The organism is Paenibacillus sp. B1-35, from assembly GCF_050474385.1.
Taxonomy (GTDB): Bacteria; Bacillota; Bacilli; order Paenibacillales; family Paenibacillaceae; genus Paenibacillus_B; species Paenibacillus_B alvei.
In genome coordinates, this window is record NZ_JBCHVJ010000001.1 from 1,609,383 (window position 1) to 1,622,463 (window position 13,081).

At 45.8% G+C, this 13,081-nt stretch carries 13 protein-coding genes; 3 read left to right on the plus strand and 10 right to left on the minus strand.

Translation table 11 applies throughout. The features are described 5' to 3' along the window. Positions 1–488 precede the first annotated feature (488 nt). From ACQ5BJ_RS06925 to ACQ5BJ_RS06945, 5 genes are all read right to left on the minus strand, one after another. Entirely contained in the window at positions 489–1,349 is an 861-nt protein-coding gene (locus ACQ5BJ_RS06925; RefSeq protein WP_430109461.1) for a carbohydrate ABC transporter permease, read from the minus strand. A gap of 155 nt (positions 1,350–1,504) precedes the next feature. After that, a complete protein-coding gene (locus ACQ5BJ_RS06930; protein ID WP_430109247.1) occupies positions 1,505–2,386 on the minus strand; it encodes a carbohydrate ABC transporter permease in 882 nt (293 codons plus the stop codon). Positions 2,387–2,490: 104 nt separating this feature from the next. Next, the gene (locus ACQ5BJ_RS06935; RefSeq protein WP_430109250.1) at positions 2,491–3,834 is read right to left on the minus strand and encodes an extracellular solute-binding protein; all 1,344 of its coding nucleotides are present in this window, start codon (positions 3,832–3,834) and stop codon (positions 2,491–2,493) included. 167 nt (positions 3,835–4,001) lie between these two features. Continuing rightward, complete coding sequence (locus ACQ5BJ_RS06940; protein WP_005546360.1) at positions 4,002–5,519, minus strand: response regulator; 1,518 nt, start codon at positions 5,517–5,519, stop codon at positions 4,002–4,004. Beyond that, positions 5,497–7,296, minus strand: a complete 1,800-nt coding sequence (locus tag ACQ5BJ_RS06945) for a cache domain-containing sensor histidine kinase (protein ID WP_005546358.1) — start codon at positions 7,294–7,296, stop codon at positions 5,497–5,499. The genes ACQ5BJ_RS06940 and ACQ5BJ_RS06945 overlap by 23 nt, the downstream gene beginning before the upstream one ends. Before the next feature lie 220 nt (positions 7,297–7,516). Between ACQ5BJ_RS06945 and ACQ5BJ_RS06950 the strand changes: the two genes are divergently transcribed. Further along, positions 7,517–7,939: a hypothetical protein gene (locus ACQ5BJ_RS06950; RefSeq protein WP_005546354.1), complete on the plus strand. Its 423-nt coding sequence runs from the start codon at positions 7,517–7,519 to the stop codon at positions 7,937–7,939. Between the two features lie 234 nt (positions 7,940–8,173). On the opposite strand, the gene ACQ5BJ_RS06955 is transcribed toward ACQ5BJ_RS06950, so the two are convergent. From ACQ5BJ_RS06955 to ACQ5BJ_RS06970, 4 genes are all read right to left on the minus strand, one after another. After that, on the minus strand, positions 8,174–8,497 hold the full coding sequence (locus tag ACQ5BJ_RS06955; protein ID WP_005546350.1) for an antibiotic biosynthesis monooxygenase family protein: 324 nt from the start codon (positions 8,495–8,497) through the stop codon (positions 8,174–8,176). A 115-nt stretch (positions 8,498–8,612) separates the two neighbouring features. Then, the gene (locus ACQ5BJ_RS06960) at positions 8,613–9,260 is read right to left on the minus strand and encodes an NUDIX hydrolase (protein WP_268600092.1); all 648 of its coding nucleotides are present in this window, start codon (positions 9,258–9,260) and stop codon (positions 8,613–8,615) included. A gap of 26 nt (positions 9,261–9,286) precedes the next feature. Continuing rightward, positions 9,287–9,850, minus strand: a complete 564-nt coding sequence (locus ACQ5BJ_RS06965) for an AAA family ATPase (RefSeq protein ID WP_430109255.1) — start codon at positions 9,848–9,850, stop codon at positions 9,287–9,289. A gap of 193 nt (positions 9,851–10,043) precedes the next feature. Then, positions 10,044–10,268: a hypothetical protein gene (locus ACQ5BJ_RS06970; RefSeq protein WP_268600094.1), complete on the minus strand. Its 225-nt coding sequence runs from the start codon at positions 10,266–10,268 to the stop codon at positions 10,044–10,046. A 528-nt stretch (positions 10,269–10,796) separates the two neighbouring features. On the opposite strand from ACQ5BJ_RS06970, the gene ACQ5BJ_RS06975 reads away from it, so the two are divergent. After that, positions 10,797–11,093 carry a hypothetical protein gene (locus ACQ5BJ_RS06975; protein WP_163979677.1) on the plus strand — a complete coding sequence of 99 codons (297 nt, stop codon included), beginning with the start codon at positions 10,797–10,799 and terminating at the stop codon, positions 11,091–11,093. A 31-nt stretch (positions 11,094–11,124) separates the two neighbouring features. Further along, positions 11,125–12,207 carry a M14 family metallopeptidase gene (locus tag ACQ5BJ_RS06980; protein WP_262866575.1) on the plus strand — a complete coding sequence of 361 codons (1,083 nt, stop codon included), beginning with the start codon at positions 11,125–11,127 and terminating at the stop codon, positions 12,205–12,207. A 418-nt stretch (positions 12,208–12,625) separates the two neighbouring features. Here ACQ5BJ_RS06980 and ACQ5BJ_RS06985 read toward each other — a convergent pair whose 3' ends face one another. Continuing rightward, positions 12,626–13,033 carry an NUDIX hydrolase gene (locus tag ACQ5BJ_RS06985; RefSeq protein ID WP_430109259.1) on the minus strand — a complete coding sequence of 136 codons (408 nt, stop codon included), beginning with the start codon at positions 13,031–13,033 and terminating at the stop codon, positions 12,626–12,628. Positions 13,034–13,081: the final 48 nt, after the last annotated feature.

Genomic DNA, 13,081 nt, shown 5'->3' on the forward strand with positions numbered 1-13,081 from the left:
CGATAATGACATGTGAGCAATTGAACTGGAAGTTAGGTACAAAGAAACTAGACGAACTCCCTATAGAAAAAAGCCCTGCTTCATCAGCAAGGCCTAACACACGTGCATGTGTTTTATTGAAGGCAGTAACAGTGTTCATTCCTATCGTATTATATAAAGCATGAGCATAAAATGATGACCAATAAAATGAACAGAACTAAGATTACGCCTGTGGAAGTAAAGCCTCCAACTCCACAACCCGCATTGCCAACGAATTCACCCATTGAGATGACCTCCTTTCTCTAGGTACATATTCATTTTATGATGCTGAGAAAGGTTAGACACGGCGCGTTGCCAATACGGAAAGAATTAGGCATTCCACAAGCAGCATTTATCCCCTGCTGCAAGACGCAAAACTCCAGGCTATTTTTCCTCAGCAACAACAAAAAAAGCAAAAATACCGCCAACTCCTTTCGTTGGCGGTAACTCTGCTGTATCATCTTCGAACGTTATCCCTTCACTGCTCCTGCCAGCATCCCCTTCATAATCTGCTCCTGGAAGAGCAAGTACATAATGATCGTCGGAACAACCGACAGGCTCAGCGCGGCGAGCGTCAGACTGTAATCCGTGCCGTATCCATCCGCGAAGATGGAAAGACTTAGCGGCAGTGTCTTCAGCAGCGGATTGCTGATGAAGACGAGCGGGAATGCGAAGTCATTCCAGAAACGCAGGAAGCCGAGTACGGCTACAGTTGCAAGCGCAGGCAGCGACAGCGGAAGAATGACCCGCAAGAAGATTCCGGTATAACCCGCTCCATCGATCAAGGCCGCTTCCTCCAGCTCTTTCGGGAAGGAGGTCATGTATGCGGACAGAACAAATATCGCGACCGGCAGCTCAAATGCCGTATAAGGCAGTACAAGCGCCGCATAGGTATCGAGAATAGACATTTGCTTCATCATAATGAATAGCGGGACAAGCGTGCTGTGTATCGGAATGAGCATGCCGAGCAAGAACAAGCCCATGATATACGGCTTCCACTTAAAGCTGAACCGAGACAACACGAAGGCTGCCAGCGCTCCGATCAGCAATGTAGCAAGCAACGAGATTACCGTCACAGCCAGAGAATTGCCGAAGGCGACATTCATACTTGCAACATCCCATGCCCGAACGAAGTTCTCCCATCTCCACTCAATCGGCATGCCGAATGGAGAGGAAAAGAATTCTTCATTGCTTTTAAAGCTGCTTATAAATAGCCAAATTAATGGAAACAGAGTCAACAAAGCGTACAGCACAAGCAATACCCATGTAATGCCGGCAATACACGGTTTCCATGCCAAATGAGAATAACGGCTCTTGCGAGAGGAAGGCATGCGGCCAAGCTGTTGAACGGGTTGGTTCCCTATGATCCACTCCTCCTGTCTTCTTGGACTTGGATGACGCAACACACAATCTACATCCACATAACCATAATAGATCCACATCGATGTCATCCATGTTACTCATCATGTTCGAGACCTTCCTCTACTTAGAGCGCGTCCTTTTTCCGATTCATCAACAATTGACTGACGACAATAAGAATTAAGCTAAGAATGACGATAGATGTTGAAACTGCACTGCCATACCCATATCGGAAAATATTGAACGTGTTATTGTACATGTACGTGGCAAGCAGCTCGGTTGAATGTGCCGGACCGCCATATGTCATGATAAAAATCAGATCAAACGCCTTCAAGCTCCCCGAAATGCATAGGATTACAGCCACCTTGATCATGCCCCAAATCATCGGCAGCGTAATGCGGGACAGCTTCTTCCAGCCTACGGCGCCATCCAGCTTGGCAGCATCGTTCACTTCACTCGGTATATTTTGCAAAGCCGCAATGAACAAAATTAGATACGGCCCAATATTGCTCCATATTATCGGCGGCCCAATAGACAGCATGGCTACCTTCGGATCTGACAGCCATCCGAGCTTCCAGGAAGATAGCCCAAGCGAATCAAGAAGATAGTTTAATATACCGATCTGCGGATGATAAATGTATCCCCATACTAATCCAATAACGACGGAAGACAGCACCATCGGCATGAACACCGAAGCCCGAATGAACTTCTCGTACCAACGGTTGCGGACAAGCAGCAGCGCCAGCAGCAGGGCAATTGGAACTTGCCCGAACACGGAATAAGCAACGATATACAGATTATTGCGGAATGAGCTCCAGAAGATCGGATCGCTAACGACTTCCCTATAATTTTGCAGTCCAATGAACTTCATGGCGCCCATGCCCTTCCAACTAAAAAGCCCATAATACGACGACCAGATAACCGGAATAATGACGAATACAGCATAAATAAGAAGCGCGGGCAACAAGCCAAGCACGATAAACATCCGCGCACGCGATGCAGCAGTCATAGACATCTATCCTTTTCTTTTGTTAGGCTGCATAATATTCCATGATCTCAGTACTTTTGCCTATATGACCGAGATGCAGATGCTAAGTGTGAACTGAATCCATCCTACTCCTTCAGTCCCTGCTCCTGCGCATCCTGTATCTTCTTCGCGATATCTTCGGCCTTCCCGCCGAGCAGTAGCTCCTGCAAGCCATTATTAACAGCCTCTGTAGCGCCAGACGTTAATTTCGAATCATAAACAGGCGTTCGCTTCACTTCGTTAACAAGCTCATACAGCTTGGCGAACAATGGATTTACTTTGCTCTTATCAAGCTCCACCTTGAAGCTAACGAGTTGATTAGCCTCTAATGTCGTCTTCTGGGCGTCAGGGCCAGCCAACGCGAGAACAAGCTCTTCTGCAACCTTTTTCTTCTCGCCCTCAATCTTGCTGCTTAACGCAGGTCCGACACCAATGGCACCAGAAACAGAGTTCGGATCTCCCTTTCCGCCCGGAATAGATGGTAGAACAGCGACACCTGTTGAATCTAGTATCTCTTGTGGAGCAGATGCAGCCAGATTCGTAACCGCCCATCCGCCTTCGATGAACATCGCAGCCTTGCCCTGTGAATACAATTGTTCCATTTGTGTCGTGTCGATCGCATTGAAGCCATCCTGGAACGCGCCAACCGTCGCAAGCTCCTGCAAATGCCCAAGCGCCTTTACAAATTCAGGGTCCGTAAACTTCGATCCATCCTGGGCAACTGCTTTCAGGAACCAATCCGTTCCCGTCACCCGATCCGCAAGTGAACTGAGGATACTGGATTGTGCAAGCCATGGAGCCTTGTTGCCAAGCGCAATTGGAATGATGTTTTTGGATTTAAGCGTTTTAACTGCATGCAGCAGCTCATCCCACGTCTTTGGTACGGTTAAGCCATTGTCCGCTAACATTTTCTCGTTGTAAAACAAAATGGATGTAGGCGACAATCCCATCGGAGCACTGTAGATTTTACCGTCAAAAGTAAAGTCATCAAAGGAATTCGGCATATAGCCGTCCTTCCACGCCTGATTCGAATTCAGCAGCTCATCCAGCGGCTGAATCAAGCCTGCGGCCGAGAACTCCTTGGCAATCGTTCCGGGATGCATAATGAATACGTCCGGCATCTCATTTGCAGCCGCAACCGCTTTCAACCGTTGGCGATACGCATCCGGCGGTATCGCTTGAATCTGCAAATCTACATTTGCGTGATTCTGCTTGAACTGCTCAATAATTCCCCGCATTGCCTTGGCGCGCAGGTCTTCCCCGGTGAAGTTGTGCCACAGTGTAAGTTGAATCCTATTTTTTGAATCTGTTTTTGCCCCCGAATTAGACTCTGTTGACGATGCTGAACCGCCTCCACACCCTGCCAGTACCAATGCCAACATCATAACGAGCATAAGCATTTGACTCCAACGCATTTTGTCCTTCAACATTCACAGCCCCTCCTTATGACTTAGAAACAAGTTCAAAAAGCATCTCCGTCCAGCATCGCATTGCTTGTTTGCCGACACATTTTTGAACGTTTATCCACTTGCTACCACTATAAATTGAAGACTCCTCAAGCAAAAGGAGATAATCTTCGGTGAAAGGGGGACTTTTTTCAGTTGTGAAGCCGATACTGAGACGGGGATAATCCCGTATGCTTTTTGAACAGCTTGCAAAAATATTTCACGTCCTCATACCCACAATCACTAGCCACATGGCTTATTTTGCGCTCCGAACCCGTTAACAGCTCCTTCGCTAGTCTCATGCGCTCCGCAGTCACGAAGTCAATATAGTTCATTCCCGCTTCACGCTTGAATACCTCGCTAAAGTGGTTCGGATTCACATGCACATAGGCGGCAACTTGCTGCAAAGACAAGCTGTCATGCAAGTGCTCCCTGATATAGAACATCGCACGCTGAATATAGGAGCTGGTACGGTTCCGATCATCGTACTGCTGATAGCGTTCCATAATCGCACAACATGCGTGATACAACGCCTCTTCCACACGCTGATCGGACAAAAGACGATGACGGATATCGCGAAGTGCTCTTTCTTCCGGAATCATTCGCTCCAGCCAGCGGCACGCGGACACAAGAATGGACTGGGTGTATGCCAACAGCGAGTCAGGTGTCGTCTGTTCATCCTGCATGTGAACCGTGACCACGCTTTGAATCCAATGCGCCAATGCCGCTCGATTTCCTTGCGTTAAAAGACTGAATAGCTCAGCCTCTTCCTCACGTGTGCATACTATCCTTCCTCCCGTTCGATGCTGGATGTCCGCATATGAAATGACTCCTTTCCAGTTCGCGATCTGAGCATAGGCAAATGCCTGCTCTGCTTCCCCGTAAGACTGCTTTGTCTCTGTGAAATGAGCGACCACGGAACCACAAGCTGCAAATATCGAGCATTTTAGAAGCCTCTCACATGAAGAGAGTGTATCGGTTAAGAGTCTAGAGGACTCAAAGGCTGTCTTCAGCCGCCACAACAGCACCATATGACTCGAATGCAGCAGAGTATCGCATTGCAGCGTCTCCTCAATGAAATTGGCAGCCGCGAACTGCAGCAGCTGTTCATCCTTCCAGCCAGATACAGTAAGCATGATGACTTGATAAGCTGTGGAGATTGGTTCGAGATGAAGCAATTCAAGTATTTGTCGACGTGCGGATTCTTCTTCCGGCATTCCCTCCGTCAATACCTTGTCCAAAAGCTGTGTTTTCAACATGCGCATGCTCATTCGTCCTGCACTAGCTTCCTGCCGCTTTACTTCTAATCTCTGCTTAGCCCTCAATACCGCCTCCATAATTTCCTCTGGACGGCCTGTCTTCAAGATGTAATCCTGAGCTCCTGCCCGCATCGCCTGTTGTGCATAGGCAAAATCATCATAACCGGACAGCATAATGACTTCTGTAGATGGATAATGGTTTCTCACGAGAGCTGCCAGCTCCAAACCGCTCATCGCTCCCATTCGAATGTCTGTCATTACAATGTGCGGCTGTTCTTCTTGAATTCGCTGCCATGCCTCTTCTCCCGAAGCGGCAGGCTGCAAGGGGGCAATTCCTATCGCCAGCCAGTCGATCACTTGATGTATGCCTGTTCGAATAATAACTTCATCATCGACGATAAGCAGCTTCATCGCCTTCTCCCTCCTCCTCTTTTTCTATGGACGAAATCGTGAAGGATATGGTTGTTCCTCGTCCCTCAACACTATGTATCACTAACCCGGACTCTTCTCCATAATGCAGCAGGAGCCGCTGGTGCACATTGCGCAGCCCATAGCTGCTTGCTGGCTTAATGGTATGATCAAGCGGTACCTCTATTTGTTGAAGGAGCGTCTGCAATTGTTCCTGTGACATCCCCTGTCCGGAATCTTCAATGGTGAATTGCATATGGCCCATTTGGGTCAGCTGTGCACTTACGGTAATGCAGCCCTTCGATTGCTTGCCAAGGATGCCATGAATGATCGCATTTTCGATCAACGGCTGAAGCAGCAGCTTCAGCATGTGCTCGGATTCAAGCTCGGAGCTGATATGAAAAGCAATCTCGAATTTCTCCGGGTAGCGAATCTGCTGTATGGATGCATAATGCTGCACATGGAGCACTTCCTGCTTGACCTGACAATACTCGCTTCCCTTATTTAAACTAAAGCGCAAGAAGTCGCTTAACGATCCAACCATCTGCGCGATTTTGGCATCCTTGTTCATGAGCGCCATCCAATGTATGGACGCAAGCGTATTATATAAAAAGTGCGGGTTAATCTGCGCCTGCAGTGCCTGCATATCCGCCTCTTTTTTCATCGATTCTTGGCGTTTCACCTCCTGCATGAGGACATGAACACGTTCTCCAAGCTTGTTATAGCTGTGCACGAGCATGCCGATCTCATCCGAGGATGTAATCGGCAGAGCGATGACTTCTCCGTCTGGACGAAAGCCCTTCAAGGATGCAGCAACCGTCTGCAGCGGTCTTGTCACTCGAATAATAAGGAACAGTACGATTCCTGCAATGATCATCATGGCTAGACCTACCGTAATCGCAGTCACTGTAACTACATATTGGTTCTGAGCCTGATACTGTGCATACGGAATTACGGCCAACAGGAGCCAATCAACATGAGGTACCTTTGCGTACACAATCGTCTTCTTGTTTTCCCCCTCCCCATATGTGACAAATCCCTGCCCTTCCTGCATGTTCGGCACGTCCAAGCCGGGCAGCAGATGGGTCACTGCTTGCGTCAATCCATCCCTCATCGTTCCTGATATCATCCGTTGATCACGATCTACAAGCAGCAAGCTTTCTCCGCTTATGAGGACCGGCTTCATCATAAATTCAGCGATAGCGGCCTCGCTAATGCTGATAGACAACAACCCCTTAGGCTGATAAGTAGTCATGCTCCCTATCGGCCTAACGAAGGAAATCACCTTTTCTTCTCCGTTCGTTGTCACATTGGTATAAAGCGAGCTCCACCATTTATCATGTAGTTGCTGGATGATCGTGTTGTTTCTGTCTTTGAAAAGCCCATTATTGAAGATAGTCGTGTTGGATAGCGTGTGATTGCCGTTGTTTGGGTAAATGGAGATATTGGAAATGTAGGATTTCGAAAAGGCAAAGTTAGATAGAAACCCCATAAGCTTAATTTGCAGCCCACTGCCTTGATTGGTTGAAGCTAGATAACGCTGAATGTCTTCCTGTCCGATGAGGAAAATGGACATATTCTCAACATCCTGCACGATGAACTCCAGATTCGTCTTGATCTGATCCAGCAGCCCAAGGCTGGACTGCTTCGTTCGCTCTTCGGCTTCCATCGCTGCAATGCTGTACAATACGTACCCCAGGGACAATAGCGGTACAAGTATGGCACCTAACAAGATAATGGATAGCTTGCGCTTCAATGATTTGCCCACCCATCGCTGCATACAGAAGCATTCCTCCTATTATCGAACATGATAACTAGGTAAAATTATACAGACTCTATATAAAAATGAAACAACCTAAAGGGCACTTGTGTTCACCTGATCAAGAATCAAATGAAGAAAACATATAATATTTTTTATCATTCAGAGTTTTTTGTTCTAAATTATGGTTAATTATCATATTTTAAGATCGTATGTTTTATTTTTAAGTAGGAGGTTTTTTATGTTAAAGCGGTATTCAACTCTTTTGCTTTCAGCGACGGTAATGCTAACATTAGGTACTGGTTCTGCGCTGGCTAAAGATTCGCAAGTTCCATTTCATACAACGGAGTCCCAAGCAACGAAAGGATCCGAACAAAGCGTAGCCCCGCTTGCAACAGGGAGTCTCCAAATCTCTTGGAGTTTCGTCTTAAATGTCGACCATTTCAAAGTTTCGGTCAGAGACATGGAAACCGGCCAAATTGTGATCGAACACCAACAATACGGTGTAGCTACTAAGAATATTACTCTTTCTGGACTAAATCCCCATCAGCATCAAATCTGGGTAGGTGCATTTGATACTTACAATAGGAAATTAAAAGACGGAATAACACAAGCATACGTATATGGCGGTTCAACAACAAGTGTGAAGGTCGAGCTTAATTAATTCGTATAGTCTCCAATATACTTCTATATCTAAATAGACTACGCAATCGTAAAAGGATGCAGGGCCGGTTCTCGTACAGAGGACCGGCTCCTTGTGTTGCGTTTGCGCTCCGGATTGGCTTTTACTTGAATAACAGAAGTGGCTGTGACACCCTTAGCAAGCATGATGTCTGATTAACAAAAAGAGAGCATCCGTATGGATCCCCTCTTCTGATTACGCTATATTCTGATCAAATTAAATCTTCACGAATGTCTTGACGGCCTTCACTTCATACACCGCATGCTGAGAGCCCAATATATGCTCTGGCTTCGGCTTGCCGCGGCTCTGTCTATGGCCTTCAATATGAGCTTCGCTTGTCTCCCATTTCTTCCATGCCTCTTCAGACTCCCAGCGAATGAGAATAACGACTTCCTCATCACCTCTGCTGACTTTCTTTACGCAAATGCTCAAATCGATAAAGCCCTCTGATTTCTCGATAACGCCCGCGCCACTGAACCTATCAACCACCAATTGTGAAGTTCCTTCCTTCACTTGGATCGTTTTCGTTTCGATAAACATATCTCGCTCTCCTTTTATCGGTTGCTGCGTCCACTACATGATCATTCGTTCGTATTATTGAAAAAGGTTCTCATTCATCTCATCATACAAAACCAGTATGCTATTAATCCATGGATTATTTCCGGATGAAGCATGGAGATTCTTGAAGAGCCAAGCTTGCAATTTGATCGAGTACATATTCATAATAACTTGTTCTGGATGGGACAAAGTCCTTCATCTTTAATTCCAGCTTGCTCCCGCTCACACCGTTCGACGGCATAAATTCCTCGCCAGTAATTTGCTGTACTTCGCCTGCAATCAGCTTGCGGAATTGTGCTGCTTCCAGCATGACAATGGATACCACTTCATCTTCCTGCAATCGAAAATCTGTAATGTCTCCTTTGTATTCATGAAGAAATACATGACAAAATTCATTATCAATCCTATTTTCGTGCTCAATACTGCTTGGTATAACACCACTGTACGTTAGCTGAGAAAATTCAACCTCGATCCCCAGTTCCTCACGCAACTCCCGAATCCCATCCATTGGAGTTTCTCCGGCTTCCAGATGGCCCGCAGCCGTAATATCCAGTAGACCCGCATAATCTTTCTTCTGCGGATGTCTGCGTTGGAACAACAAAAGCAGCTTTCCATTCTCGATCTTCCACAACCAGCAATGGAAGGTTTGATGCCAAAATCCCCTAGCATGAGCCTCGTCCCGTGACCTAACACCGATAGGCTCCATTTCACTTGTAAATGTATCGAGATATTCCTTAGCAGCCATTATTTGTCCTCCGATTCAAAATAAACTTAGCGTATTTCTGCCTCTGTCCACGCTCTGCGCATGATTTCGCCGACGGTTTCTTCCGGTGTCATGTCAGAGCTGTCCAGCCACATGCCGATTCGAGGCATGGCATGACGGAGACCTTCATCTAAATCCTGAACACTCCAGAGCCCATACCCTTTCTTCTCTCGCAACGCTTCACGTTCCGCTACAATTTCAGGCTTAGGACAAAGTACAACGAGATAGAGAGGACTTGTCCGAATATACTGTAGGAAAGACTGTAACACTTCTCCGATAATGACATCTTGAACGACCGTCGTAAATCCGGCTTCTACATAGGCATCCGCTGTACCTGCAGCTAAACGGTATCGAAGGTGAAGCTGATTGATCGCTTCCTCCGCAGCATCGGGCAGCATTTCCTCGCGACCACTTACGATCATGCGGCGGAACACGTCGCCGCGAACATGGACGCCTCTCGCAAAGCGTTCCGCCAACAATTGCGCAACCGTGGATTTGCCTGACGCCATAATACCGGTAATTACGAACAAGCTTGAAGCATTACGCTGATGATCTCCAGTCTGTCCGTTCATCCTGCGCCCTCCCTGTCCCTGGATTCAATAATATAAATCAATAATATACACATTACTAATGTACTATATTTTTCGATAGACAGTTAAAATGACAGCAAAGCGCCCGTAGTCCCTCCGTTCGTGAAGAGCTGCAGTCCTTCTCGTTTTTGCTCAATTCCGAATGTTCATGTATGTTTCATTAATAGAAGCATGTTCAACAAGCACGCCACTGTACCTTTCCTTGATTATCGATGCGGTCAGTCGCATCTGGCGTAGTCAACATACGCTTCTTAGTGTCCTCGTTCAAATAAAGCGTCCGGATCTGAGACACGACCACCTTTTTGGTATCCAAATCAAAGACTGCCTCGTCAACATATATTCTCTCCGCTGAACGTTTCGCTTTCTCCTCAGCGGTTCTGAGGAATAATTTCTTATTCAATTTGTCCTCTTCTCTTATATCCGTAAGCTTAACTTCCTAGTCCTTGATTAATTCACGGCGCTTTGCTGTGCAGCACATGTATCTCTGCTCGTATCCATTCTTGTCTTTTGTGTTAAAGGTATAATTATATGCTGCATATTTGAGGGGAACCATTTATGCAAACAAATGCCTGTATCCCTTATACAATCACTCCTAGCAAACAAGAATAAACTCATCAACACATGGAAATATTAAACGAAAATCAGCCTAGGAGTTGACATGATTGCAACGACATTTTTTTGCACGGAAAAAAAAGTATTAATTAAAGAAATCCCCGATGTTGTTGCCATTCATTTTGACTTTCTGGCATGATGACAAGTTCAGATCAGGACGAATTAATGCTTCCAGTGCTGTTATTAAAGCTCGTTCCAGTGTAGAAAAAGCTTCAACTAATCGTGTCACTTAAAGTTGGATTCATACAAGATGTACATCTATTACGTATATGAAGAAGAGCAGCATAACACCAAACTGAGCAATGGATGGAGAACTATGATAAAAAAAATTGCAATAACGACGGACACTCGTGAAGAGATGAATAAGCTTGTACGCAGCGCATCTATTGATATGAGCTGTGGCGGGCCAAATCGACAGCCCGACGGAACATTTGTTATAGAGGCCTATGTACCGGATGATCACGTGAATGATTTGAGTTCGCAAGGCTACCGTTATGAAATTCTTGAACATATTAGTCGATCCATGTTAGAACAACGACAGCAAGAAGTCGGTAACGCCGATCGTTATGAGGGTGGCAATGTAGCGCCTCAAGGCACTGGGATTAAGCGATAACACAAGTCTATGCTTGACAGGAGGAAAAAAGGTGGCTTACTTAAATGTGAACGAAGTGGAGTCGGCTATTATTGCTCTAAGCCGCAAATATCCGAACTTCACGAAGTTAATTACACTTCCCCATAAAAGTGTAGAGCAGCGTACATCTCACGCGTTACACCTATCAAGTCATTTTCAAAGCAAACGAAATACAATTTTTATAACTGGCGGCGTTCATGCACGCGAATGGGGAAGCTGTGAAATTTGTGTGTTTTTGGCGGCAGATTTATTGGAGGCCTATGACCAAGGTACCGGGTTAGTCTATGGAGGAAAAAACTTCACTTCAACTGAGATCAAATCTCTCTTCGAGTCCATTGATTTTGTTATTTTTCCAGATGTTAACCCAGATGGCCGTTTATACAGCCAAACGATAGAAGCGTTGTGGAGACGTAACCGGAATCCAGCTGATAGTGGAGGAAATAACAGTTGTGTTGGAGTTGATATAAATCGAAATTTCGATTTTTTATGGAATTTCCCTCACCACTTCTCCCCTTTAGCGCCAGTTCGCACGTCCACAGACCCGTGCAGCATAGACCAGACGTATCATGGCAGCACTCCCGCTTCCGAACATGAGACGCAAAATGTTATTTGGATATTCGATAACTTTCCGCAAATTAAGTGGTATGTGGATATCCACTCATACGGAGAGAAAATTTTAACGAACTGGGGAGATGATGAAAACCAGTCGAATCAACAAAATATGAACTTTATGAACCCTGCATTTGATACAGTCCGCGGGTTAAAAGGAGATAACGCCTATAAAGAGTATATTTCGAACGAGGATCGAACGGTAACCCTTGCGCTAGCAAACGCGATGCACCAAGGCATTAAAGCCGTTCGAGGACGAAATTATCAGGTACAGCAGGCGTTCGACCTTTATCCTACTTCCGGCACCTCTGATGACTATGCGTATAGTCGTCATATGACTGATCCGAGCAAAGGGAAAATTTACGGCTTTACGATTGAATGGGGCAGGGAATTTCAACCGCCGTGGACAGAGATGCAGCAAATTGTTAGCGAAGTGTCCGCCGGCATTGTTCAATTCAGCGAGTCAGCTAGCGGTGCAACGCCTTAGTGAAACATGTAAATGAACCCCTCATTTTGCAAAGTGAAATGAGGGGTTCTCTTCGTTGCAGTGGAACCATAAGATGCGGCCATAGCTCGCTCCAATCGATCTCGTTAATCATACATCTAATAACTCATATCTAAAAAGTTTAAACTATATGCTAAGGTTGTACGATTTTTACAATCACTAGCCATTATTGTTTCTTATGACGTTGACATTTGATTAATGTTATAACTGTACATGCGCGATAGATTTGAAGCTTATTCGTATATAGTTGTGTATGATCATCAATAGTACCAATCGATTAAGGCCGAGCAACCTGTATGCTTTTTTTACGGCATGCTGTATGTGGGGTATACCTTTTACGAGTCAAAGCCATGATTTTCGTTAGCCGATATACCAACACATCCTCGATTTATTTACAGCATTAGAACTCGACATAAAACGGCTGCTGGGAAGCATCCAAGCATTTCTCAATTCGCTCGCGGAAGTTCTTCCATGTGACCATCTGCAAAGCGTCTTTTATTGGAAAATACCCCACTTCTAGCGCCTCTTCTGTCGTTGTCAGCTCACCGTCCACCTGCTTGGCTAGAAATAACGTATTGCATATTCCAGCGGATACATTCTGATAGATCCCACAGAAGCGAACAATTTCAATATCGATTCCCGCTTCTTCCCTCGTCTCACGAATGGCCGCTTGAGCGAGCGATTCCCCTTCTTCCACTTGACCACCCGGCATCTCCCATCCTCTACGCGGCCCTCTAATCAGAAAAATTTCGTGCTGTTCATTCAAAATGATGGCGCCGGCAGATACGATATGTTTTGGAGGATTCATTACGCTCGCGTCCCTTCTGTCTGCAAAATGTAATACAATGAGATGAAA

Coding starts and splice junctions, on each gene's coding strand:
- ACQ5BJ_RS06985 (WP_430109259.1), bottom strand. CDS start 13,033: ATGAATCCTCCAAAACATATCGTATCTGCCGGCGCCATCATTTTGAAT.
- ACQ5BJ_RS06950 (WP_005546354.1), top strand. CDS start 7,517: ATGTTAAAGCGGTATTCAACTCTTTTGCTTTCAGCGACGGTAATGCTA.
- ACQ5BJ_RS06925 (WP_430109461.1), bottom strand. CDS start 1,349: ATGCCTTCCTCTCGCAAGAGCCGTTATTCTCATTTGGCATGGAAACCG.
- ACQ5BJ_RS06935 (WP_430109250.1), bottom strand. CDS start 3,834: ATGTTGAAGGACAAAATGCGTTGGAGTCAAATGCTTATGCTCGTTATG.
- ACQ5BJ_RS06975 (WP_163979677.1), top strand. CDS start 10,797: ATGATAAAAAAAATTGCAATAACGACGGACACTCGTGAAGAGATGAAT.
- ACQ5BJ_RS06945 (WP_005546358.1), bottom strand. CDS start 7,296: ATGCAGCGATGGGTGGGCAAATCATTGAAGCGCAAGCTATCCATTATC.
- ACQ5BJ_RS06955 (WP_005546350.1), bottom strand. CDS start 8,497: ATGTTTATCGAAACGAAAACGATCCAAGTGAAGGAAGGAACTTCACAA.
- ACQ5BJ_RS06930 (WP_430109247.1), bottom strand. CDS start 2,386: ATGACTGCTGCATCGCGTGCGCGGATGTTTATCGTGCTTGGCTTGTTG.
- ACQ5BJ_RS06960 (WP_268600092.1), bottom strand. CDS start 9,260: ATGGCTGCTAAGGAATATCTCGATACATTTACAAGTGAAATGGAGCCT.
- ACQ5BJ_RS06965 (WP_430109255.1), bottom strand. CDS start 9,850: ATGAACGGACAGACTGGAGATCATCAGCGTAATGCTTCAAGCTTGTTC.
- ACQ5BJ_RS06940 (WP_005546360.1), bottom strand. CDS start 5,519: ATGAAGCTGCTTATCGTCGATGATGAAGTTATTATTCGAACAGGCATA.